This window comes from Klebsiella pasteurii, assembly GCF_018139045.1.
GTDB lineage: Bacteria > Pseudomonadota > Gammaproteobacteria > Enterobacterales > Enterobacteriaceae > Klebsiella > Klebsiella grimontii.
Map to the genome: position 1 here is coordinate 2,113,524 of NZ_CP073236.1, position 22,026 is coordinate 2,135,549.

The 22,026-nt window shown below is 58.3% G+C and carries 19 protein-coding genes and 1 pseudogene; 7 read left to right on the forward strand and 13 right to left on the reverse strand.

The annotated features are described in order from the left end of the window. The first annotated feature begins 8 nt into the window (after positions 1–8). Complete coding sequence (locus KCG39_RS09855; RefSeq protein WP_004122790.1) at positions 9–470, forward strand: YehR family lipoprotein; 462 nt, start codon at positions 9–11, stop codon at positions 468–470. Between the two features lie 111 nt (positions 471–581). Here KCG39_RS09855 and KCG39_RS09860 read toward each other — a convergent pair whose 3' ends face one another. From KCG39_RS09860 to KCG39_RS09870, 3 genes are read right to left on the reverse strand one after another with little or no spacing between them, the layout of a single operon-like run. Continuing rightward, positions 582–1,049, reverse strand: a complete 468-nt coding sequence (locus KCG39_RS09860) for a YehS family protein (RefSeq protein WP_004138601.1) — start codon at positions 1,047–1,049, stop codon at positions 582–584. A gap of 53 nt (positions 1,050–1,102) precedes the next feature. After that, positions 1,103–1,822 carry a two-component system response regulator BtsR gene (gene btsR, locus KCG39_RS09865; protein ID WP_049113730.1) on the reverse strand — a complete coding sequence of 240 codons (720 nt, stop codon included), beginning with the start codon at positions 1,820–1,822 and terminating at the stop codon, positions 1,103–1,105. After that, positions 1,816–3,504, reverse strand: a complete 1,689-nt coding sequence (locus KCG39_RS09870) for a sensor histidine kinase (protein WP_004122798.1) — start codon at positions 3,502–3,504, stop codon at positions 1,816–1,818. The genes btsR and KCG39_RS09870 overlap by 7 nt, the downstream gene beginning before the upstream one ends. Positions 3,505–3,714: 210 nt before the next feature. Between KCG39_RS09870 and KCG39_RS09875 the strand changes: the two genes are divergently transcribed. Then, positions 3,715–4,473 carry a MerR family transcriptional regulator gene (locus KCG39_RS09875; protein WP_004122800.1) on the forward strand — a complete coding sequence of 253 codons (759 nt, stop codon included), beginning with the start codon at positions 3,715–3,717 and terminating at the stop codon, positions 4,471–4,473. A 159-nt stretch (positions 4,474–4,632) separates the two neighbouring features. Further along, positions 4,633–4,746, forward strand: coding sequence for a protein YohO (locus tag KCG39_RS09880; protein WP_004103838.1), 114 nt, complete (start codon positions 4,633–4,635; stop codon positions 4,744–4,746). On the opposite strand, the gene KCG39_RS09885 is transcribed toward KCG39_RS09880, so the two are convergent. The 5 genes from KCG39_RS09885 to bglX all read right to left on the reverse strand — a co-directional run bounded on the left by KCG39_RS09885 (position 4,721) and on the right by bglX (position 10,929). Next, on the reverse strand, positions 4,721–5,458 hold the full coding sequence (locus KCG39_RS09885) for an ABC transporter permease (RefSeq protein ID WP_142467887.1): 738 nt from the start codon (positions 5,456–5,458) through the stop codon (positions 4,721–4,723). The two genes, KCG39_RS09880 and KCG39_RS09885, sit on opposite strands and share 26 nt — an antisense overlap. After that, positions 5,442–6,389 carry an ABC transporter ATP-binding protein gene (locus KCG39_RS09890; RefSeq protein ID WP_049114780.1) on the reverse strand — a complete coding sequence of 316 codons (948 nt, stop codon included), beginning with the start codon at positions 6,387–6,389 and terminating at the stop codon, positions 5,442–5,444. The genes KCG39_RS09885 and KCG39_RS09890 overlap by 17 nt, the downstream gene beginning before the upstream one ends. Next, positions 6,382–7,539 (reverse strand): ABC transporter permease, encoded by a 1,158-nt coding sequence (locus tag KCG39_RS09895; RefSeq protein WP_112165649.1) that lies wholly within the window; start codon positions 7,537–7,539, stop codon positions 6,382–6,384. Before KCG39_RS09895 ends, KCG39_RS09890 begins: the two co-directional genes overlap by 8 nt. Before the next feature lie 7 nt (positions 7,540–7,546). Continuing rightward, positions 7,547–8,464 (reverse strand): glycine betaine ABC transporter substrate-binding protein OsmF, encoded by a 918-nt coding sequence (osmF, locus tag KCG39_RS09900; RefSeq protein ID WP_123829087.1) that lies wholly within the window; start codon positions 8,462–8,464, stop codon positions 7,547–7,549. A 167-nt stretch (positions 8,465–8,631) separates the two neighbouring features. Then, the gene (bglX, locus tag KCG39_RS09905) at positions 8,632–10,929 is read right to left on the reverse strand and encodes a beta-glucosidase BglX (RefSeq protein WP_004122810.1); all 2,298 of its coding nucleotides are present in this window, start codon (positions 10,927–10,929) and stop codon (positions 8,632–8,634) included. Between the two features lie 194 nt (positions 10,930–11,123). Between bglX and dld the strand changes: the two genes are divergently transcribed. Together dld and KCG39_RS09915 are read left to right on the forward strand one after the other, a co-directional pair. Then, positions 11,124–12,866 (forward strand): D-lactate dehydrogenase, encoded by a 1,743-nt coding sequence (gene dld, locus KCG39_RS09910; RefSeq protein ID WP_004122812.1) that lies wholly within the window; start codon positions 11,124–11,126, stop codon positions 12,864–12,866. A 97-nt stretch (positions 12,867–12,963) separates the two neighbouring features. Further along, on the forward strand, positions 12,964–13,518 hold the full coding sequence (locus KCG39_RS09915; protein ID WP_004122814.1) for a GNAT family N-acetyltransferase: 555 nt from the start codon (positions 12,964–12,966) through the stop codon (positions 13,516–13,518). A 137-nt stretch (positions 13,519–13,655) separates the two neighbouring features. On the opposite strand, the gene pbpG is transcribed toward KCG39_RS09915, so the two are convergent. Together pbpG and KCG39_RS09925 are read right to left on the reverse strand one after the other, a co-directional pair. Next, positions 13,656–14,603, reverse strand: a complete 948-nt coding sequence (gene pbpG / locus KCG39_RS09920; protein ID WP_004122816.1) for a D-alanyl-D-alanine endopeptidase — start codon at positions 14,601–14,603, stop codon at positions 13,656–13,658. 176 nt (positions 14,604–14,779) lie between these two features. Further along, positions 14,780–15,367, reverse strand: a complete 588-nt coding sequence (locus KCG39_RS09925) for a Yip1 family protein (RefSeq protein WP_004122818.1) — start codon at positions 15,365–15,367, stop codon at positions 14,780–14,782. A 155-nt stretch (positions 15,368–15,522) separates the two neighbouring features. Here KCG39_RS09925 and KCG39_RS09930 point away from each other — a divergent pair, with 155 nt between their 5' ends. Further along, the gene (locus tag KCG39_RS09930) at positions 15,523–16,092 is read left to right on the forward strand and encodes a DedA family protein (protein WP_004122820.1); all 570 of its coding nucleotides are present in this window, start codon (positions 15,523–15,525) and stop codon (positions 16,090–16,092) included. Positions 16,093–16,197: 105 nt separating this feature from the next. On the opposite strand, the gene mdtQ is transcribed toward KCG39_RS09930, so the two are convergent. Continuing rightward, positions 16,198–17,637, reverse strand: a complete 1,440-nt coding sequence (gene mdtQ / locus KCG39_RS09935; RefSeq protein WP_004122822.1) for a multidrug resistance outer membrane protein MdtQ — start codon at positions 17,635–17,637, stop codon at positions 16,198–16,200. Between the two features lie 119 nt (positions 17,638–17,756). Here mdtQ and KCG39_RS09940 point away from each other — a divergent pair, with 119 nt between their 5' ends. Further along, positions 17,757–18,491, forward strand: a complete 735-nt coding sequence (locus KCG39_RS09940) for a class I SAM-dependent methyltransferase (protein WP_049112290.1) — start codon at positions 17,757–17,759, stop codon at positions 18,489–18,491. A gap of 102 nt (positions 18,492–18,593) precedes the next feature. Here KCG39_RS09940 and KCG39_RS09945 read toward each other — a convergent pair whose 3' ends face one another. After that, positions 18,594–19,988 carry a glycoside hydrolase family 1 protein gene (locus KCG39_RS09945; protein ID WP_211811594.1) on the reverse strand — a complete coding sequence of 465 codons (1,395 nt, stop codon included), beginning with the start codon at positions 19,986–19,988 and terminating at the stop codon, positions 18,594–18,596. A 17-nt stretch (positions 19,989–20,005) separates the two neighbouring features. Continuing rightward, positions 20,006–21,977, reverse strand: a pseudogene (gene bglF, locus KCG39_RS09950) (PTS beta-glucoside transporter subunit IIABC). Between the last annotated feature and the right edge of the window lie 49 nt (positions 21,978–22,026).

The window sequence follows — 22,026 nt, forward strand, 5'->3', positions numbered from 1 at the left end:
GAATGATAATGAAATTTAACCGCAGGATTATCGCCGCTCTGGGCGCAACGCTATTGATGGCCACGCTTGTCGGCTGCGATAACAACAAAGATGAGGTCAAAACGTTCAACAACACGATCAACGGCGTTGACCTGACCTACACCTATCACTACAAAGGCGATGTCGTCACCCGCCAGGACGCGGATAACATTATCCCCTATCAATCGCTCGGGGTAAGTAACGAAGAGCAGGCGCGTAAGGTCATCGACCCTATCGGCGCGGCCTACAGCAAAATCAAAGGCGTCACCCACAGCGTCGACTATAAAGAGCACGCTGCCCAGGAGCACCTCTCCATCGACTTTAATCAGGCTAAAATCAGCGAGCTGTGTCACCTGCCGGGGGCCAGTTTTACCGACTGTTCACAAAAGTTTATTTCACTGAGCGAGTCGGAGAAATTGCTGAAATCGCAAGGATTTAAAGAAGTGAAATAGCCCTGCCTGGTTTGGAGAATTCCCGGCTAGCGCTACGCGAGCCGGGTGACGGGGCTGTGTCTTCGGGTAGCCCGGCTCAAGCGTTTACGCCGCAAGCTGGGGGGAGGCATATCAGGATTTCGCGTGTTCGCGCTCGGTCAGCCCGCGCAGGAAATAGCGCAGGAACTGGTCGCCGCATTCGCGGAAGTTTTTATGCTCCGGGGCGCGCATCATGGCGGTGATTTCCGGCATGGAGACGCGGAATTTCTGCTGGGTGAGGATAGCGAGAATATCATCCGTCTTCAGGGAGAAGGCGATTCGCAGCTTTTTCAGCACGATGTTGTTGTTGACCCGGCGCTCGACCGCGAGCGGCGGCGCGGATTCATCTTTACCGCGCTTCGCGTAAATCAGGCCGTTAAGGAAATTGGACAGCACAATATCCGGGCAGCGCGCAAACCCCTCTTCGTCTTCTTTTTTCAGCCAGGGAACCAGCTGTTCCGCGCTCACTGGCGCATCCGCCAGCGCAAAAATACTGACCAGGCCGTTGTTGTTGGTTTTCAGGGTGTAGCGCAGGCTACGTAAGATATCGTTACTGATCATATTGCCTTCATGATGAAAAAATCTGCCGCTCAGTCTATCACGATTCCGCCATTTTACAGCCCAATCGCCTCTTTCAGGCTCTTCAGATAGCGGCGGCTGACCGGTACCGTTTGCCCGGCGCGCATCAGCAGCTCCGCCTGGCCGTTCTCCTCAAAGCGGATCTCCTTGAGATGGGACATGTTCACCAGGTACTGGCGATGGCAGCGCAGCAGCGGCGTACGGCTCTCCAGGGTGCGCAGGGTCAGCTCGGTAAAGCCCTCCTTCCCTTCGCGGTCGGTGACGTAAATCCCGCTCATCCGGCTGCTGACGAAGGCCACATCTTCCATCTGCAGCAGCCAGATCCGGCTGTGTCCGGTACAGGGAATGTACTTCAGCGCCTGCTGAGTATCGTCGAGGACGGTCATATCCTGCAAGCTGCGCTCCTGGCGCAGACGAACCAGCGTTTTTTCCAGCCGGGTGGATTCAATCGGCTTCAGTAAATAATCAAACGCGTGCTCTTCAAAGGCCTTCACTGCGTACTCGTCGAACGCGGTGAGGAAGACAATATAGGGGCGATGCTCGGGATCGAGCATGCCAACCATCTCCAGACCGCTGATGCGCGGCATCTGGATATCCAGGAACAGCACATCGGGACGCAGTTTGTGCACCGCGCCAATCGCTTCGACGGCATTCCCGCATTCGCCGACGATCTCAATATCAGGCTGTGTCTCCAGCAAAATACGCAGATTTTCACGCGCCAGCGGCTCGTCGTCGACAATTAATACTTTTAACATGCGTTGTCCTCCACAGGCAGTCTCAGCGTGACGCGGGTAAAACATTCCGGCTCGCAGGTTACGGTGATCCCGCAGTCGGCGCCGAAGCGCGCCCGCAGCCGGCGGTCGACCAGGTTCATACCCAGCCCGCTGGCGCTGGGTTTGTCCTGGTACAGCCCGGCATTATCTTCAATATCCAGCTGCAGCCAACGTTCGTGTTGACTGGCGCGGATGGTGATCTCGCCCACCCCGAGGTGCTGCGAAGTCCCGTGTTTAATGGCGTTTTCGACGATTGGCTGCAGGGTAAACGCCGGAAGCTGATGCTGTCCCAGCGCTTCGGGCACCAGCATCTGAATCTGTAAATTGGCCTGAAAACGCGCTTTCTCAATCTGCAGATAGGCGTTCACATGCTCAATTTCATCCGCCAGGGTAACAATTTCCGCAGGCCGCTTCAGGTTTTTGCGAAAAAAGGTCGACAGATACTGCACCAGTTGCCCGGCCTGGTCGCTATCGCGGCGAATCACCGCTTTTAGCGTATTCAGCGCGTTGAACAGGAAGTGCGGGTTCACCTGCGCGTGCAGCAGTTTGATTTCCGATTGCGTCAGCAACGCTTTTTGCCGTTCATACTGACCAGCCAGGATCTGCGCCGACAGCAGCTGCGCAATCCCCTCTCCCAGCGTACGGTTGATCGAGCTGAACAGGCGGTTTTTCGCTTCATAGAGCTTAATGGTGCCGATCACCCGCTGATTTTCGCCGCGCAGCGGGATAACCAACGTCGAGCCCAGCTTACAGTTGGGATGAATCGAGCAGCGGTAAGGCACTTCGTTGCCGTCGGCGTAAACGACTTCGCCGGTATCTATCGCCTTTTGGGTATACAGCGAAGAGATGGGTTTCCCGGGAAGGTGGTGATCGTCGCCGATTCCGGTAAACGCCAGCAGCTTGTCGCGATCGGTTATCGCCACCGCGCCAATATCCAGCTCCTGGATCAACACCTGCGCGACCTTCATACTGTTCTCTTCGTTAAATCCCTGACGCAGGATCCCCTCCGTCGACGCGGCAACCTTCAGCGCCGTGGCTGAGAAAGCCGAGGTATATTTTTCAAACATCGCCCGCTTATCCAGCAGGATGCGCATAAACAGCGCCGCCCCGACGGTGTTGGTAACCATCATGGGCGCGGCGATGCTCTGTACCAGATGCAGCGCATCTTCGAACGGGCGAGCGATAAGCAGAATAATCAGCATCTGCACCATTTCGGCGAAAAAGGTAATCGCGCCGGCGGTAAGCGGGCTGAAGACTTTATCCGGCCGCCCGCGTTTGACCAGAATGCTGTGCACCAGGCCGCCAAGTAGCCCCTCAACGATGGTGGACACCATGCAGCTCAGCGCCGTCATGCCGCCCAGCGAATAGCGGTGAAGCCCGCCGGTCAGCCCCACCAGACCGCCGACTACCGGGCCGCCCAGCAGGCCGCCCATCACTGCGCCGATGGCTCGCGTATTGGCGATCGAGTCTTCGATATGCAGGCCGAAGTAGGTGCCGAGGATGCAGAAAATGGAAAAGGTCACGTAGCACAGCAGCTTGTGCGGTAGTCGGACGGTGACCTGCATTAACGGGATGAACAGCCGCGTTTTACTCATCAGCCACGCGATGACCAAAAACACGCACATCTGCTGAAGCAGCAGCAACACCAGATCGAACTCGTACATACCCGCAGACCACACTTCATTTGAAAGCGCGTAACATACACTGCTTGCTTATAACTTTCTTTGAAGCAATACATGAAAATGATAATTCATGGTTAAGATCACATTTTTCAGCGTCTCGCCGGTTCGTCCCTGTACAAAAAACAGACAAAAATTCCCGCTTCGGCAAACAGCTTCTACAGTTAATAGAGGAGAACACTGCGGGAGGAGAAAATGGCGCTTTATACAATCGGCGAAGTTGCCCAGCTTTGCGATATCAATCCCGTGACGTTACGCGCCTGGCAGCGGCGCTACGGATTACTGAAACCTCAGCGTACCGACGGCGGTCATCGCCTGTTCAACGAATATGAAATAGACCGCATTCGCGAAATTAAACGCTGGATTGATTCCGGCGTGCAGGTCGGGAAAGTGAAAACGCTGCTGATGGATAACGAGCAGGAGGTTGCCGACGGCTGGCGCGCTCAACAGGAGATCCTGCTCGATTATTTACAAACCGGTAGCTATCATCGCCTGCGCATGTGGCTTAAGGAGCGCAACCACAGCGACTCTGCGCACATTCTGGTCAAGCACCTGATTAATCCTTTGCGCCAGCGCCTGCTTAGCCCGCAGCCGACGTTGCTGGCGCTGCGTGGCATCCTTGACGGTATTCTGATTAATCATATCGCGCGCAGTCTCTCATCTACGGCAAAATACCCCGGCAACCATGCGCTGGTTATTGGCTGGAACGTTAGCGATATTACCCGGCTATGGCTGGAGGGATGGATAGCCAGTGAGCAGGGCTGGCGGGTGGATATTCTCGCCCATTCGCTAAACCAACTCCGGCCAGAGCTTTTCCCCGAGAGTACGCTGATGGTCTGGTGTGGAGAAGCGCCCTGTAGCGCTCAGGTCAACCAAATGCGTCTCTGGGAGCAGCAGGGCCAGATTATCTGGCTCAATCACGCCACCGCCACGTCTCCCGGAGGCGGCGCCTGACGCGCCTGTCCGGGCTACGGGTTACCCGCAATCTGTGGCCCGGTAGCCCGGCTAAGCGCAGCGCAAGCCGGGGTTATTGTCGTCGCTAAAAAGCAATTAATGTTTTATTAACACCTGCGCTTCACCGTATAATCCCTGCGTTAACATCAGGAGCCTATTATGAAGCCAGCGAAAATTGCGGTAATTACCCTGTTCTTATTTATGGCCATCAGCGGCATCGGCGGCGTGATGCTGGCCGGTTATTCATTTATTGTTCGCGGTGGTGTCGGCTGACTTGCCGGTTCAGCCGTTCAAACCCCCGGTCGACGATAATCGCCGCCAGCGCCACCAGCAGCGCCCCCTGAATCACATAAGCGGTATTAAATCCGCTGAGGCCGATAACAATCGGCGTACCGAGCGTATTCGCACCAACGGTTGAAGCAATGGTCGCCGTACCGATATTGACGATAGTCGAGGTACGAATTCCGGCCAGCATCACCGGCGCCGCCAGCGGCAGCTCAACCTTCATCAGCCTCTGCCAGCCGCTCATCCCCATCCCCTGCGCGATAGTTAACACCCCGGACGGTACCGCCCCAATCCCGGCCAGCGTGCCCTGCAAAACCGGCAATATGCCATACAGCGCCAGCGCGATAAGCGCGGGCTGCCAGCCAAACCCCATCACCGGAACCGCAATCGCCAGCACCGCGACCGGCGGGAACGTCTGCCCCATTGCGGCGATGGTCTCCACCAGCGGACGAAACTCATCTCCACCCGGACGGGTGACCGCAATCCCGGCCCCGACGCCTACGATCGTCGCCGCGAGGCTGGAGAGCGCCACCAGCCAAAAGTGCGCCAGGGTGAGAGAGACAAAACTCTCCTGCTGATAAACCGGACGCGGCAGTTCGGGAAACAGCGCGCTGAACAGCGGCGCGCTGTAGGGCAACGCCAGCAGCAGCGCGATAAACATGGCGCTGAGCCACAGCAGCGGATCACGCAGCGCCTTCACGCCGGGCCTCCTCGCGCAGCAGGTCGGCAAAATGCAGCGTCCCGCAGGCCTCTCCCTGCTCATCAACCACCGGCAGCACCTCGCGGCGATGGGCAACGAACTGCGACAGCGCCTCGCGCAGGGTCATCGCCACGTTTAACGCATCCCCTGCCAGGCGCTCGTCGCGGCGCAGATAATCACCGACGCCGCGCAGCGATAACAGACGTACGCCCAATTCGCTGCGGCCAAAGAAGGTCTGCACAAACGCATTTTTCGGCTCAAGCAGCATCTGCAGCGGCTCCCCCTGCTGTACCACTTCGCCGCCGTCCATCAACACCAGATGGTCTGCCAGCCGCAGCGCCTCATCGATATCGTGGGTCACCAGCACTATCGTGCGTCCCAGCAGGCGATGAATACGGATCATCTCCTGCTGCAAGGCTTCGCGCGTCACCGGATCGAGCGCGCCGAAGGGTTCATCCATCAGCAGCACTTCCGGGTTGGCCGCCAGGGCGCGCGCCACGCCGACGCGCTGCTGCTGCCCGCCGGACAGCTGATGCGGGTAGCGTTCGCGCAGGCCGGGCTCCAGCCCCAGCAAGGCCATCAGTTCATCGACCCGCGCCTGAGTTTTCTGTCGCGACCACTTCTGCAACTGCGGAACGGTGGCAATGTTCTGCGCCACCGTCCAGTGGGGAAACAGGCCGATGGACTGGATGGCGTAGCCCATTTTGCGGCGCAGTTCGAGCACCGGCTGCTGGCGGATATCCTGCCCGGCGAAACGGATCGTCCCGCTATCGTGTTCCACCAGACGATTAATCATCTTCAGCGTGGTCGACTTCCCCGAACCGGAGGTGCCGATCAGCACCGAAAATGCCCCCTCACGCAGGTGCAGATTGAGGTTTTTCACCGCAGGCTGTCCGGCAAAGGCTTTATTGACGCCGTCAAACTCAATCACCGGCCGCTCCTTTCAGTAATGCGCCCCACAGCGCGAATAACGCATCCACCACCACCGCCAGCGCGATGGTCGGGATTACCCCCAGCAGCACCAGATCCAGCGCGCTGCTGAGCAGCCCCTGGAAAACCAGCGCGCCGAAACCGCCCGCGCCGATCAGGGCCGCCACCACCGCCATACCGACGGTTTGCACGCTGACCACCCGCAGGCTGCGCAACAGTACGGGCAAGGCCAGCGGTAGCTGTATCTGGCGAAAGCGCTGCCCGCCGCTCATCCCCATCGCCGCCGCGCTCTCCAGCGCTTCACGCGGCACCTGCTGCAGGCCGGTCGTCACCCCGCGCACCAGCGGCAATAGGGCATACAGCACCAGCGCGATCAGCGCTGGCGTCATACCGGTCCCGGAAACGCCGATCTGCGCCAGCGTCGGAAACTGCCGCGCCAGCCCGGCCAGCGGCGCGATAAGTAGGCCAAATAGCGCGACGGAGGGAATGGTTTGAATCACGTTGAGAACCGCAAAAACCGGCGATTGCCAGCGGGGATACCGCCAGAGCCAAACGCCAACAGGTATACCAATCAGCAGCCCCGGCAGCAGTGTGCCGAACAGCAGGATCAGATGCTGAGACAGCGCATCGTCAAAAACATCGCGGCGATTGACATACTCTTTCAGCAAAGAGAGGTCATTGAGCGCGCCGAACCCCAGCAGCAGCGCGGGCAGCAGCCAGATTTGCGCATTTAGCAGCCAGCGCCACAGGGTGCGGGAGGTCAGGCGACGAACCGCATCGCTGGCGATAAGCAGGCAAAGCGCCAGCGCCAGCCACAGACCGCTGCCCGGCGAGGTGCGGGCCAAAGAAGAACCGTTCTGGGCCAGCTGCACCGCCGCCCTGCCGGCCCCCCACAGCAATAGAGGCAGCAGCAGATCCGCCAGCAGGAAGATAAACAGCAGCGGGAGGCGCCCGGAACGCCAGCTCAGCAGCGCTATCAGCAGCGCGACCGCCGCCTGCCCCCCCGCCAGCCACGGCCAGACCTGCCATAGCCAACGCCCCTCGCCGGATAATAGACGGTTAGGCGCATAACTAATAAACGGCAGCGCCATCGCCAATAGCAATAGCCATGCCAGCAGCAGCGCAACCCGGTTACCGCAACGAATCGTCACGCGCGCGCTACTTCAGCAGCCCTTTTTGTTGCAGATAGTCGGCGGCGACTTTCTTCGCATCCAGCCCCTCTACCGCAATGCTGGCGTTCAGCTTTTGCAGCGTCTTTTCATCCAGGCTGGCAAATACCGGCTGTAGCCAGTCGGCTATCTGCGGATACGCCTTTAACACCGCTTCACGCACGACCGGCGTGGGCGCATAAATCGGCTGCACGCCCTTCGGGTCGCTCAGGGTTTGCAGACCCAGCGCGGCGACCGGGCCATCGGTACCGTAGGCCATCGCCGCATTCACGCCGGAGGTTTGCTGCGCCGCCGCTTTGATGGTGACCGCCGTATCGCCGCCCGCCAGCGACAGCAGCTGATTTTGCTTGAGCGTAAAGTCGTAGGCTTTTTCAAACGCCGGCAGCGCGTCCGGCCGTTCAATAAATTCCGCCGAGGCGGCCAGCTTAAAGTCGCCGCCCTTTTGCAGATAGCCAGCGAGGTCGCTTAATGAGGCGAGGTGGTTTTTCTCCGCCAGATCCTGACGAACGGCGATAGTCCAGGTATTGTTGGCCGGAGCCGGGGTGAGCCAGATGAGCTTATTCTTTTCCGCGTCCAGCTTTTTGACTTTTTCGTATCCCTGCTGCGCGTTTTTCCACGCCGGGTCGTTCTCCTCTTTGAAGAAGAACGCGCCGTTGCCGGTATATTCCGGGTAAATATCCAGCTCACCGGCGGTTATCGCCCCGCGCACCACCGGGGTGGTGCCAAGCTGGATTTTATTGACGGTTTTTACCCCATGACTTTCCAGCACCTGCAAAATAATATTGCCGAGCAGCGCCCCTTCGGTGTCAATTTTTGAGCCGACCTTAACCGGCTCGGCCGCCTGCAGCGGCAGGCTAATCAGGGCCGCCAGCGCCAGCGCGCCTGACCAAACACTTGCCTTTATCATCCTCGCGTCCCTCTTTAATTTGCGCTCCATTAACAGGAGCTTAAGAGAAAAGCGTAGTTCATTTAGGGCGGAGCGGAAAAAGAAAAGGCCGATTAATCGGCCTTTAGGATAACGGAAAGCGTGTTCCCGGGTGGCGGCTGACGCCTTACCCGGGCGACAAATCGCCATTACAGCAGTTCAAACTCGCTCTGCTGCACGCGGGCGGAATCGACGCCGATAAAGACGTTGAATTTACCCGGCTCGGCATCGTACTTCATCTGCTGGTTCCAGAACTTCAGCGCCTCAACGTCAATCGGGAAGCTGACGGTTTGCGTCTCGCCCGGCTTGAGGGTCACCTTCTTGAAGCCGCGCAGCATTTTCACCGGACGGCTCATGGAAGCGGTGACGTCCTGCAGATAAAGCTGAATCACCGTCGCTCCTTCACGCTTGCCGGTATTGGTCACCTGCACGCTGGCGGTCACTTTGCCGTCACGTTGCAGGGTCGGCGCCGACATTTTCACGTCGGAAACGCTAAAGGTGGTGTAGCTGAGGCCGTAGCCAAACGGATAGAGCGGACCGTTGGCCTCGTCAAAGTAGCGCGAGGTGTACTTGTTCGGCTTATCCGCATTGTACGGACGACCGGTGTTGAGATGGCTGTAGTAGGTAGGGATTTGTCCAACCGAGCGCGGGAAGGACATCGGCAGCTTGCCCGACGGGTTGTAGTCGCCGAACAGTACATCGGCAATCGCGTTGCCGCCTTCGGTACCGGCAAACCAGGTTTCGAGGATCGCATCGGCCTGCTGATCTTCTTTCACCAGCGCCAGCGGACGGCCGTTCATCAGCACCAGCACCAGCGGCTTGCCGGTCGCTTTCAGGGCGCTAATCAGGGCGCGCTGGCTCTGCGGCAGGGTGATGTCGGTACGGCTGGAGGCTTCGTGGGCCATACCCTGCGCCTCACCCACCACGGCAACCACCACGTCAGACTGCTTCGCCGCCGCCACCGCTTCGTCAATCATCTCCTGCGGCGAGCGCGAGTCAACCTGCACCGCTTTCTCGTACAGATTGAGGAAGTCGACGATGCCTTTATCGTCGGTCACGTTGGCGCCTTTGGCATAGATAATCTTGCCTTTGTCGCCCAGCGCGTTCTGCATACCGGTCAACACGGTCACCGACTGATCGGCCACGCCCGCCGCCGACCAGCTGCCCATCATGTCGCGCTTGCTGTCGGCCAGGGCGCCAATCACCGCGATAGTGCCCGATTTTTTCAGCGGCAGCGTATCGAGACGGTTTTTCAGCAGCACCAGGCTTTCGCGCGCAACTTCGCGCGCTTCTTTGCGATGCAGGCGGCTTTCGGCGTTGGTATCCTGCGGGTCGGAATCTTTCGGCCCCAGGTGGCTATACGGGTCATTAAACAGGCCCATATCGTATTTGACGTTCAGCACGTGGCGGGTCGCGTCATCCAGCTCCGCCATCGTTACCTTCCCGGACTTCACCAGGCCGGGCAGATACTTGCTGTAGTACTCGTCGCTCATGCTCATGTTGATGCCGGACTTCAGCGCCACGCGCACCGCGTCTTCCGGGTCCGACGCCACCCCGTGTTTAATCAGCTCTTTGATGGCCCCATGGTCGGAGACGGTAATGCCTTTGAAGCCCCACTGGTCGCGCAGCACGTCCTTGAGCAGCCAGGCATCGGAGGTCGCCGGGGTGCCGTTAAGCGAGTTAAGGGCCACCATGACCGCGCCGCTGCCCGCATCCAACCCCGCTTTGTACGGCGGCATATAGTCGTTGAACAGGCGCTGCGGACTCATATCAACGGTGTTGTACTCTTTTCCGCCTTCAACCGCGCCGTAGGCGGCAAAGTGCTTGACGCTGGTCATCACCGAATAGCGCTCGGCCGGGCTTTTCCCCTGCATCGACTCGACCATCGCCCTGCCCATCTCGGTGGTCAGGTAGGTATCCTCCCCGAAGCCTTCCGAGGCGCGGCCCCAGCGCGGGTCGCGGGAGACGTCGACCATCGGCGCCCAGGTCATGTTCAGGCCATCATCGGCCGCTTCGTACGCCGATACTCGCCCGACGGTATTCACTGCGTCGAGGTTAAAAGAAGAGGCCAGACCAAGGCTAATCGGGAAAACGGTGCGCTGGCCGTGGAGCACGTCATAGGCGAAAAAGAGCGGGATTTTCAGGCGGCTGAGTTCCATCACCTGATCCTGCATAGTGCGGATATCATGGCGGGTCACGGTGTTAAAAATCGCCCCCACCTGACCTTCTTTGATCATTTCGCGGATGGCCTCTTTCGGGTTATCCGGGCCGACGCTAATTAAGCGCAGCTGACCGATTTTTTCATCCACCGTCATTTTCGTCAGCAGTTCCGTCACAAACGCATCCCGCGCCTGCGGCGTTAGGGGATGATTGCCGAACAATTCATCCGCCAGCGCGGGTTGCAGCGCCAGGCTCACAGCGACGCCTACAGTACAAAGCCATTTCATTTTTATCCCTCATTGTTCCAGTCGACCAGATCGGCGAAAAGATAGCAAAAATCGAAGTCTGCCATAAACATAAACGAGACGCCTGAATAAAGCGCGCGTTGTTCTCTGATTTTTCGAAACATTGATGCATCAAATTGTCATACAAAGCGCTATTCTTATTTTTGATAATTTTGTACCACCACAAGGAGTGGAACATGTCATCTGCAACAACCCATAACAACGCTTTTCTGGCTGAACTCACCCGTCTGGTCGGCTCGTCCCATCTGCTCACCGACCCGGCTAAAACCCAGCGCTACCGTAAAGGCTTCCGCTCCGGCCAGGGCGACGCGCTGGCGGTGGTCTTTCCCGGTACGCTGCTGGAGCTGTGGCGCGTACTGAGCGCTTGCGTCAACGCCGACAAAATCATTCTGATGCAGGCGGCGAATACCGGCCTGACCGAAGGCTCAACGCCGAACGGCAACGACTATGACCGCGATATCGTGATTATCAGCACCCTGCGCCTGGATAAACTGCATCTGCTGGGTAAAGGCGAGCAGGTGCTGGCCTATCCCGGCACGACGCTCTATTCGCTGGAGAAAGCGCTGAAGCCGCTGGGCCGCGAGCCGCACTCGGTCATTGGTTCATCCTGCATCGGGGCATCGGTGGTCGGCGGGATCTGCAACAACTCCGGCGGCTCGCTGGTCCAGCGCGGCCCGGCGTACACCGAAATGTCGCTATACGCGCAAATCGATGAAAACGGCAAGCTCAGCCTGGTGAACCACCTCGGCATTGACCTCGGCGCCACGCCGGAGCAAATCCTCAGCCGCCTCGACGACGAGCGGGTTAAAGATGAAGATGTCCGCCACGATGGTCGCCACGCCCACGATCATGATTACGTCACCCGCGTGCGCGACGTAAATGCCGATACCCCGGCGCGCTACAACGCCGACCCGGATCGCCTGTTTGAATCCTCGGGCTGCGCCGGCAAGCTGGCGGTGTTCGCCGTGCGCCTCGATACCTTCCCGGCGGAAAAACGCCAGCAGGTCTTCTATATCGGCACCAACCGCCCGGAAGTGCTGACCGAAATTCGCCGCCATATTCTCGCCGAATTTAACCATCTGCCGGTGGCAGGCGAGTACATGCACCGCGATATTTACGATATCGCCGAGCAGTACGGGAAAGATACCTTCCTGATGATCGACAAGCTCGGCACCGATAAAATGCCGTTCTTCTTTACCATGAAGGGCCGTACCGACGCGATGCTGGAGAAAGTGTCGCTGTTTAAGCCGCACTTCACCGACCGCTTTATGCAAAAACTGGGTCACGTCTTCCCGGCGCATCTGCCGGAGCGAATGAAAACCTGGCGCGATAAATACGAACACCATCTGCTGCTGAAGATGGCGGGTGACGGCATCGAAGAAGCCCAGGCCTGGCTCGGGGAATATTTTAAGAACGCCGAAGGCGATTTCTTCGTCTGCACTGCGGAAGAAGGCAGCAAAGCCTTTCTGCACCGCTTTGCCGCCGCGGGCGCGGCGATCCGCTACCAGGCGGTTCACGCCGATGAGGTGGAAGATATTCTGGCGCTGGATATCGCCCTGCGCCGTAACGACACCGAGTGGTTTGAGCATCTTCCCGCCGATATTGATAGCCAACTGGTGCATAAGCTCTATTACGGCCACTTTATGTGCCACGTTTTCCATCAGGATTACATCGTGAAAAAAGGCGTCGATGCCCACGAACTGAAAGAGAAAATGCTGGTGCTGCTGAAGGAGCGCGGCGCTCAGTATCCGGCCGAGCATAACGTCGGCCATCTGTATGAAGCGCCGGAAAGCTTAAAACGCTTCTATCGCGAAAACGATCCCACCAACAGCATGAATCCGGGGATCGGTAAAACCAGTAAGCAAAAATACTGGGGCGAAGCGCCGGATAAAACGACAAGCGCCGCCGAACGGCAATAATCCGCACGGGGGACTGTTCAGCCCCGGGGCTTCTGTATTACGCTGCACGCCGGAGAATTCTCCTCTCCGGCAAACCCGTTTAAGGAACCCACCCATCATGCCCGCAGTGGATAAGCTACATGACGCTGACATAGAGATCCGCGAAGCGCTGCCCGATGACGCCCACGCCATCGCCGCGCTGTACGTCTGGCACGTACTCAATGGACGCGCCTCGTTTGAAGAGATCCCGCCAACCGTCGATGAGATGCGCAAGCGTATCAAAACCGTGCGCGATAGCGGTCTGCCGTGGCTGGTAGCCCTGTGGCGCGGAACCATCGTCGGCTACTGCTACGCCACTTTTTACCGCCCGCGTCCGGCCTATCGCTACACGCTGGAAGAGTCGATTTACGTTGAAGCGGGAATGGGCGGACGCGGTATCGGCAGCGCCCTACTCTCGCGGTTAATTGCGAAATGCGAACAGGGACCGTGGCGGCAGATGCTGGCGATTATCGGCGACGGGCACAGCAACGCCGGGTCGATCGCGATTCATAAAAAGTTCGGTTTTAGCGTGGCAGGTCAGCTGCGCAGCGTCGGCTATAAGATGGGCGACTGGCGGGATACCTTGATTATGCAGCGCCCGCTCGGCGATGGCGACTGGACGCTGCCGGAGTAACCCCTTAGCGTCGCGGGTAAACGGTAGCCCGGACAGGCGCGCCAGCGCCGCCGCCGGGAAAATTCCCCGGCTCGCGCTGCGCTTAGCCGGGCTACAGATATCCAGCAATCTGCGCGCCGCAAGCCGGGGAAATGGGGTTAATCGTTCTGCGCGGTCTGCGCGCCGCCTTTCAGCATCGCATCGGCCATTTGCGCTTCACGCTGCTTTTTATAGCTGAGCGCGGAAGCCGGAACCGGCATCACTTTTCCCGTTTCAATCCACGTTCTCAGACGGCTGGCGTCGGCAAAGTGGGTATATTTACCAAATGCATCCATCACCACCAGCGCCACCGGGCGCTGATTAATTACCGTCCGCATAATCAGGCAGTGGCCCGCCGCGTTAGTAAAGCCGGTCTTGGTCAGCTGTATATTCCAGTTGTCGCGGTAGACCAAATGGTTGGTATTGCGGAACGGCAGCGTGTAGGCCGGGTGGGCGAATGTCGCCATATCTTCTTTGGTGGTGCTCAGCTGGCCAATCAGCGGATACTGCTCGCTGGCGATCAGCAGCTTAGTCAGATCGCGCGCGGTAGAGACGTTATGAATCGACAGGCCGGTGGGCTCGACGTAACGGGTACGGGTCATCCCCAGCGCCTGCGCCTTGGCGTTCATCGCGCGAATAAACGCGTCGTAGCCGCCCGGATAATGGTGCGCCAGGCTGGCGGCGGCGCGGTTTTCCGACGACATCAGCGCCAGTAGCAGCATATTGCGGCGGCTGATTTGGCTGTTCAGGCGAACGCGCGAATAGATCCCTTTCATCTCAGGCGTCTGGCTGATATCAACGGTCAGCATTTCATCAAGAGGCAGATGGGCGTCAAGCACCACCATCGCGGTCATCACCTTGGTGATCGACGCCATCGGGCGAACCAGATCCGGCTGGCTGGCATAGATGATTTTTTTGCTGGCAAGATCGACAATCATCGCGCTGCCGGAAGCGATATCCGGCTGGGAGGCGGTCATCGCCGTGGAAGTTTTAGCCATCGCCTGGGGCGCAAAAGGCACAGCCAGCAGCAACGTCAGGCTGAGCAAAGAAACTCGAAATTTGGTCATCGTGAACATTCTGAAAAGTATTTTTGCACGTTATGAACGTACGCCGCGGCGCTGGGGTGATGACGCCGCTGGCAAAAATCATCATACCCTGTCAGAACGCGAGCTGGCTAATAAGAATCGTGAACAAATGCTGCATTGCCGACATAAAAATCTATTTATGCCGGCAATGAGTTAAATCAGAAGAGTCGGTAGCCGTATCCCCAGAGAATGACGGTGATAGCCAGCAGTACTTCCAGCACCAGCACCCCGATCGCCAGGGTCGAGCTGGCGAAGCTCAGCCCCTCTTCTTTATTGATCCCAAGGAAAGTCGGAATACCGAGATACAGCAGATAGCCGGTATACAGCAGCGCAACGGTTCCCACCAGCGCACACAGCCACACTAGCGGATAGAGCGCCACGAGCCCGCTGAGGAAAAGCGGCGTGGCGACATAGCCGGCGAAAACCATACAGCGCTTAAGCGATGGCCGCTGCGGATAGCTTCGCGCCATCCACCAGATAACCCGCCCCATCACCGCCACCCCGGCGAGCATGACGGCATAAAACAGCACCGCCAGGGCCAGCCCGGTCATCAGCGACAGTTTTACCACCGTGCCGTCGCCGAAGTTCCAGCCCAGCTGCGTGGTGCCGATAAAGGCGCAGATAACCGGAACCGCCGCCATGACCAGCACATGGTGCGTATAGTGATGCGAAACGGTTTCGTTTTCACTTTTAATAACGCTCATCTCTTGATTAGGATGAGAGAAGAGCCCCCAGACATGGTTCATAGCGTCCCCCTTGTCACGGCGTGGTACAGCATTGATCCAAGTATAATTCACCTTGTAGATTATTTTGTGTACAGCGAGAAAAATGCGCTTCCCCCGCATTTTTATCATCAGGGTGTATGATTAAGGGACTGACGTTTTATGGAGTTAATCTTTATATGGATATCAATAACCTGATTTCCCAGTACGGCTACGCGGCGCTGGTCATTGGCAGCATGGCGGAAGGCGAAACCATTACGCTGCTCGGCGGCGTGGCGGCACATCAGGGATTATTGAAGTTCTGGCTGGTGGTTATTTCGGTCGCCCTCGGGGGCATGATTGGCGATCAGCTGCTTTATTTGCTCGGCAGGCGCTTTGGCGGACGGATCCTGCGGCGGTTTGCGCGCCAGAAAAAACGGATCCAGAAAGCCCAGCGCATGATCCAGCGTCGCCCCTACCTGTTTGTCATCGGCACCCGCTTTATGTACGGCTTCCGGGTTATCGGCCCACTGCTGATTGGCGCCAGCCGCCTGCCGCCGAAGGTGTTTCTGCCGCTGAATATTCTCGGCGCGATTATCTGGGCGCTTATCTTTACCACGCTCGGCTATCTCGGCGGCGAAGCGATTGGCCCGTGGCTGCATCATCTGGACGCGCATCTCAAGCACTGGATCTGGCTGATTCTGGCGGTGGCACTGGTGGTTGCGGCGCACTGGTGGCTAAAGCGCCGCGAGGCAAAGAAGAAAGAGTAACGAGAGTTCCCGGATGGCGGCGTAAACGCCTTATCCGGGCTACAAACCCCATGGACTACGCAATCTGTAGCCCGGCTAAGCGCAGCGCGAGCCGGGGAAACAGAACTACTTCGCCGCCTGATGATATCCGCCGCCCAGCGCGGAAGTCAGCTGAATACTGGCATCAAGCCACTGGCCGTGCAGGCGCAGCGCGGCAATCCGCTCCTGCAGCGCCGGCAGCTTCGCCAGGCTGACGCGCGAGCCGGAAATGATCCCGGCATTCATTCGCGCCAGGGCCAGCGCGACCATCCGCTGAGCATCTTTTTCAACCTGCTGCTGCTGCTGATTTTTCGCCATCAGCGTTTCCATCTGGCTGGCGGTTTTCGCCACCTGGTTCACCGCATCGACCACCGCTTTGTTGTACTTCGCTATCGACAGGGCGTTTTGCGCGCTGGCGATATCCAGGTTCGCGTTCAGGCGGCCGCTATCAAAGATCGGCAGGGTCAGCCCGGCGGTGACGCCCATCTGCTGGGCAGAGTGGCGGAACAGATCGCTGAGATGCAGAGCATCCTGCTGCAAGAAGGCCATCAGGTTGATATCCGGATAAAACGCGGCTTTCGCGGCATCAACTTCGCTTAATGAAGCCTCGATATACCAGTGCGCGACCTGCAGGTCCGGGCGTCGCGCCAGCAGCTCATAGCCCAGTTGGCTGGGCATTTGCGCGCTGACGGCGGGTAAATCCGCCGGATGAAGATTCAGCGCCTGGCTCTGGCTGTTGGTCAGCGCCATCAGCCGCGCTTCGATCTCTTTCATATTACCCGCTACGTCGGCGAGCTGCTGATCGGTTTTACTGACGTTAATATCGTTCTCCGCCCCTTCGGCCGAGTTGGTGATCCCGCGCTGGTACAGCGCAGTATCCACGGTGACGACATTACTTTGTTCCTGCTTCACCTGCGTCAGCACGTTTTTAATGGCCGCTTCGGTCTGCCACTGCCAGTAAAGGCGGGCGACGCTGCCGGCCAGCAGTTCGCGGGTCTGGGCCTCTTCGGCGACCTGGGCTTTGACTTCACCGATGCGCGCTTTAAGCAGCGCGCGGTTTTTACCCCACAGGTCCAGATCCCATCCGGCGGTCAGTCCGAAGGTGCCGTTGGTATACCACGGCCCGGTGTTGCCCTCGGTATCGGTGGCAAACGGCCCCATCAGCCCCTCGGAGGACATTCTCTGCCGTTCGATATCGGCGGAAAAATCCAGGTTCGGTCCCAGGTTAGACTTCGACATCCGCGCCTGCGCTTCCGCCAGCCTGATGCGCTGTTCGGCAATCTGCATATCCGGGGCGTTGGCTAAGGCACGCTGAATCAGGCTATTGAGCTGAGGGTCATGATAATCCTGCCACCAGTTGCTCTGCGGCCAGCCGTTTTTCACGGCGGCGGGCAGTTCCATTGCGACGTGGGATGCCGGGGTTTGCTGCTGGAGCGGCTTGCCAGTATCGTGCGATGGCGCGCAGCCCGCCAGCGCGATAACCAGTGGCAGGCCAGCCAACGCGCGTTTGCTCAAAGTCAGGTTCATGAAATCGGTCAGATGATTAAATAAGGTCGGGTATATTAAGCTACTTGCATCCTTGCCGTTTAGTAAAGCGTGTGCCGTAACTATTAGCAGGCTAAAAATAAACTTCTCATGGAGTGAAAATGAGTCAGAACATCTATGACGATCCCGCTTTTTTTGCCGGATACGCCACCCTCGACCGTTCAGTCAAAGGGTTGGAAGGCGCGCCTGAGTGGCCAACCCTTCAGCAAATGCTTCCACCGTTATCCGGTTTACGCGTCGTCGATCTTGGCTGCGGCTACGGCTGGTTTTGCCGCTGGGCCCGTGACCAGGGCGCCGTGCAGGTGGACGGGCTGGATCTCTCCAGCCGTATGCTGGATCGCGCCCGCGAAATGACCCACGGCGAAGGTATTCGCTATCGCTGCGAAGATCTCCAGACGCTTACCCTGCCCGCCGATAGCTGCGAGCTGGTCTATAGCTCGCTGGCACTGCACTATCTGCCCGACGTCGCGCCGCTGTTCGCCACCGTTTACCAGGCGCTGACGCCCGGCGGCACGCTGCTGTTTTCCGCTGAACATCCCATCTACACCGCCCCGCCGCAGCAGGGCTGGCAGGTGGATGAGAACGGACAGAAAAGTTGGCCGGTGAGCCACTACCAGCAGGAGGGCGAGCGCATCAGCAACTGGTTTGCCGACGGAGTGAAAAAACAGCACCGCAAGCTATCCACCTGGATAAACCAGTTGATCGCCGCCGGTTTTATCATCGAGCATCTGGATGAGTGGGGACCGACGGCGGAGCAGATTGCCGCTCAGCCGGCGCTGGATGAAGAAAAAGAGCGGCCGATGATTTTCCTCCTGCGCGCGCGCAAGCCGGCGTAATACGCAAAATGGCCCGGAGGTTATCCGGGCCATAAGAATGATGTCAGCTTCCGTGCTCGCATTTTATTAGCTGGCAGCTAACGCTTTACCTGTCCAGAGCAATCACTCTTTTAAGCTGCCGCCGTTGGTGGCAATCACCTCTTTATACCACCAGAAGCTCTTCTTGCGGCTGCGCGCCAGGGTGCCGTTGCCTTCATCGTCGCGATCGACATAGATAAAACCGTAGCGTTTGGACATCTCCGCCTTCGACGCGCTCACCAGGTCGATAGGCCCCCAGCTGGTGTAGCCCATCAGCTCAACGCCGTCCTCTATGGCCTCACGAACCTGCACCAGATGGTCGTTAAGGTAGCTGACCCGGTAATCGTCGTTGATGCTGCCGTCGGCTTCCACCTTATCCTTGGCGCCCAGGCCGTTTTCCACGATAAACAACGGTTTCTGATAGCGATCCCACAGCACGTTCAGCAGCGTGCGCAGACCGAGCGGGTCAATCTGCCAGCCCCATTCCGAGCTTGCCAGGTGCGGGTTCGGCACCATGCTGAGAATATTGCCGCGCGCTTTTTTGTTCAGCTCTTCGTCAGCGGTCACGCAGCCGGTCATATAGTAGCTGAAGGAGATAAAGTCGACGGTCTCTTTCAGGGCGGCGCGATCGGCATCGGTTATTTCGAGGTTAATGCCGTTGTCGCGGAAATAGCGCAGCATATAGCCCGGGTAAGCGCCGCGGCACTGGACATCGCCAAAGAACTGCCAGCTGCGGTTCTGCTGCAGGGTTTCAAAAATATCGTCCGGTTTGCAGCTGAGCGGATACATCAGGCCGCCGAGCAGCATATTGCCGATTTTGCCCTCTGGCACGATGTCATGACAGGCCTTTGCCGCCAGCGCGCTCGCCACCAGCTGATGGTGAATAGCCTGGTAGACTTCCGCTTTGCTGCTGTCGGCCGGCAGACCGACGCCGGTCATCGGCGCGTGCAGGGACATATTGATTTCATTGAAGGTCAGCCACAGTTTGACCTTCGCCTGGTAGCGCTCAAACACCGTACGGGCATAGCGCTCGAAGAAGCCAATCACTTTGCGATTGCCCCAGCCGCCGTAGTTTTTTACCAGCGCCCACGGCATCTCATAGTGGGACAGGGTCACCAGCGGAGTAATATTGTGCTTCGCCATTTCATCAAACAGCTTATCGTAAAAGGCCAGCCCGGCTTCGTTTGGCTGCGCCTCATCGCCGTTAGGGAAAATACGCGCCCAGGCAATTGATACGCGCAGGCAGTTAAAGCCCATCTCGGCAAAAAGGCTGATATCTTCCGGATAACGGTGGTAAAAATCGATGGCGATATCCTTAATGCCGCTATCGCCGGGTACGCGCTCTACCACTTCGCCAAATACGCCGCGCGGCTGGACGTCAGAAGTGGTTAATCCCTTCCCGTCTTCCAGATAAGCGCCTTCGACCTGATTTGCCGCGGTCGCGCCGCCCCATAAAAACGCCTGCGGGAATCTCTTCATTCATCTCTCTCCTGTGATTAACGGGTTATAGACAACAGCGGCTGACCGGCTTCCACCGCGCTGGCGGAGACCATGTCGAGAGCACGATAATCATCGCTGTTGCTGATAATAATGGGCGTCGCCAGATCAAAGCCGGCGTCCAGGATCGCCTGGCGGTCAAACTCCAGCAGCAGGTCGCCCGCTTTGATTTTGTCGCCCTCTTTTACATGGGCGGTAAACGGCACGCCATCGAGCTTAACGGTGTCGATGCCAACGTGGATGAGCAGCTCAATGCCGCTGTCACTCAGCAGACCGATGGCGTGTTTGGTTTGAAAAATGGAAGCGACTTCGCCCGAGAACGGCGCGATAACCTTGCCCACTGAGGGAATAATCGCCACGCCCTTGCCCAACAGACCGCTGGCGAAGGTACTGTCAGGCACCTGATCCAGCGCCAGAACGCTGCCGGTCATCGGCGCCAGGATATCGTTTTCCGAGGCCGGAGCCACGACAACCGCAGCCTGCTCAGCGCTGCTGCGCGGCAGTCCGGCGACGAGGGTGAGTACGCAGGCGATGATTAACGAGGCAAACATCCCCGCCGCGCCGCCCCACACCGTAGCGTCAATGCCCTCCGGCGGGATCATTTGCGCCAGCGTGAAAATGTTACCGAAACCAAAAGAGTAGACGTGGCTGTCGCTAAAACCAACCATCGCGCCGCCGATGGCGCCAGCAACGCAGCCGAAGATAAAGGGACGGCGTAAAGGCAGGTTCAGACCATAAATCGCCGGCTCGGTCACGCCGAAGATCCCGGCGGAAACCGCAGAACCCGCCAGCACTTTTTGCCGCGCATCGCGAGTGCGCAGGAAAATCCCCAGCGCGGCGCCCACCTGGCCCATCACCGCAGGCAGCAGCATCGGCATCATCGAATCATGGCCCAGCACGGCGAGGTTGTTAATCATTAACGGTATCAATCCCCAGTGCAGGCCGAAGATAACGCATACCTGCCACAGCGCCCCCATCGCCGCGCCGGCAAGCCAGGGCGCAACCTGATAGATAAGCTGATAACCATTGGCCAGCAGCTGGCTCAGCCAGGTGGCTACGGGGCCGATAATCAGAAACGTGAGCGGTACGACGACGGCGAGGCAAATCGCCGGCGTGAAGAAGTTCTTCATTGAGGAAGGCAGTATCGCGTTGCTGCGTTTTTCAATCCAGCAGCTGACCCACGAAGCGAGGATAATCGGAATGACCGAGGAGCTGTAATTGATAAAGGTCACGGGAATGCCGAGAAAATACTCCGTCGCGGCGCCGGGCGCCATGCTGGCGTCAAACGCTTGAATCATCAGCGGATGGGTTAACGCGCCGCCGATCACCATGGTAATAAAGGGGTTGCCGCCAAATTTCTTGCCTGCGGTATAGCCGAGAAACAGCGGGAAAAAGAAGAACAGCGCATCGCTGGCGGCAAACCAGATTTTGTAGGTTGCCTGCTGCGTCGTTAACCAGCCGCAAACCACCGCCAGCGCCAGCAAGCCTTTGAGGATCCCCGAGGCCGCCAGGACGCCGATAAACGGGGTGAAAATACCGGAAACAATGTCGATAAGCTGGCCGATAATCGACACTTTTTCGCCTTTTACCGCCACCGGCTCACTGTCATCCGTCAGGCCGGCTTCGCCGCGCACCGCCAGCCAGACATCGTGCACGTGATTACCGATAACCACCTGAAACTGGCCGCCGCTTTCGACGACCATAATGACGCCAGGGTTCGCCTTCAGTCCTTCGGCATCCGCCTTCTTGCTATCTTTGAGCTTAAAACGCAGCCGTGTAGCGCAGTGAACCAGACTCACAATATTCTCTCTGCCGCCTACCCGAGTGAGAATATCCTGCGCGAGTGCTTTATATTCCATGCTGTTTTTCCTTACTTCCGCTGCCCGCAGGCATCGTTAACTGAGTATTAAAAATAAAAAAACCCGAGAACAACGCCGTGTAGGCGTTGCGCTCAGGTTTTGCCTGCGTAATGCAGTAACAATCCAGTTGTAGAGTGGGAGCTATGCGCCAGGCCCGATCG

Bases quoted from the DNA above. Each gene is read 5' to 3' on its own strand.
- KCG39_RS09880 (WP_004103838.1), top strand. From the start codon at position 4,633: ATGAAGCCAGCGAAAATTGCGGTAATTACCCTGTTCTTATTTATGGCC.
- KCG39_RS09870 (WP_004122798.1), bottom strand. From the start codon at position 3,504: ATGTACGAGTTCGATCTGGTGTTGCTGCTGCTTCAGCAGATGTGCGTG.
- bglX (WP_004122810.1), bottom strand. From the start codon at position 10,929: ATGAAATGGCTTTGTACTGTAGGCGTCGCTGTGAGCCTGGCGCTGCAA.
- dld (WP_004122812.1), top strand. From the start codon at position 11,124: ATGTCATCTGCAACAACCCATAACAACGCTTTTCTGGCTGAACTCACC.
- btsR (WP_049113730.1), bottom strand. From the start codon at position 1,822: ATGTTAAAAGTATTAATTGTCGACGACGAGCCGCTGGCGCGTGAAAAT.
- KCG39_RS09930 (WP_004122820.1), top strand. From the start codon at position 15,523: ATGGATATCAATAACCTGATTTCCCAGTACGGCTACGCGGCGCTGGTC.
- pbpG (WP_004122816.1), bottom strand. From the start codon at position 14,603: ATGACCAAATTTCGAGTTTCTTTGCTCAGCCTGACGTTGCTGCTGGCT.
- osmF (WP_123829087.1), bottom strand. From the start codon at position 8,464: ATGATAAAGGCAAGTGTTTGGTCAGGCGCGCTGGCGCTGGCGGCCCTG.
- mdtQ (WP_004122822.1), bottom strand. From the start codon at position 17,637: ATGAACCTGACTTTGAGCAAACGCGCGTTGGCTGGCCTGCCACTGGTT.
- KCG39_RS09855 (WP_004122790.1), top strand. From the start codon at position 9: ATGAAATTTAACCGCAGGATTATCGCCGCTCTGGGCGCAACGCTATTG.
- KCG39_RS09875 (WP_004122800.1), top strand. From the start codon at position 3,715: ATGGCGCTTTATACAATCGGCGAAGTTGCCCAGCTTTGCGATATCAAT.
- KCG39_RS09940 (WP_049112290.1), top strand. From the start codon at position 17,757: ATGAGTCAGAACATCTATGACGATCCCGCTTTTTTTGCCGGATACGCC.
- KCG39_RS09925 (WP_004122818.1), bottom strand. From the start codon at position 15,367: ATGAACCATGTCTGGGGGCTCTTCTCTCATCCTAATCAAGAGATGAGC.
- KCG39_RS09860 (WP_004138601.1), bottom strand. From the start codon at position 1,049: ATGATCAGTAACGATATCTTACGTAGCCTGCGCTACACCCTGAAAACC.
- KCG39_RS09915 (WP_004122814.1), top strand. From the start codon at position 12,964: ATGCCCGCAGTGGATAAGCTACATGACGCTGACATAGAGATCCGCGAA.
- KCG39_RS09945 (WP_211811594.1), bottom strand. From the start codon at position 19,988: ATGAAGAGATTCCCGCAGGCGTTTTTATGGGGCGGCGCGACCGCGGCA.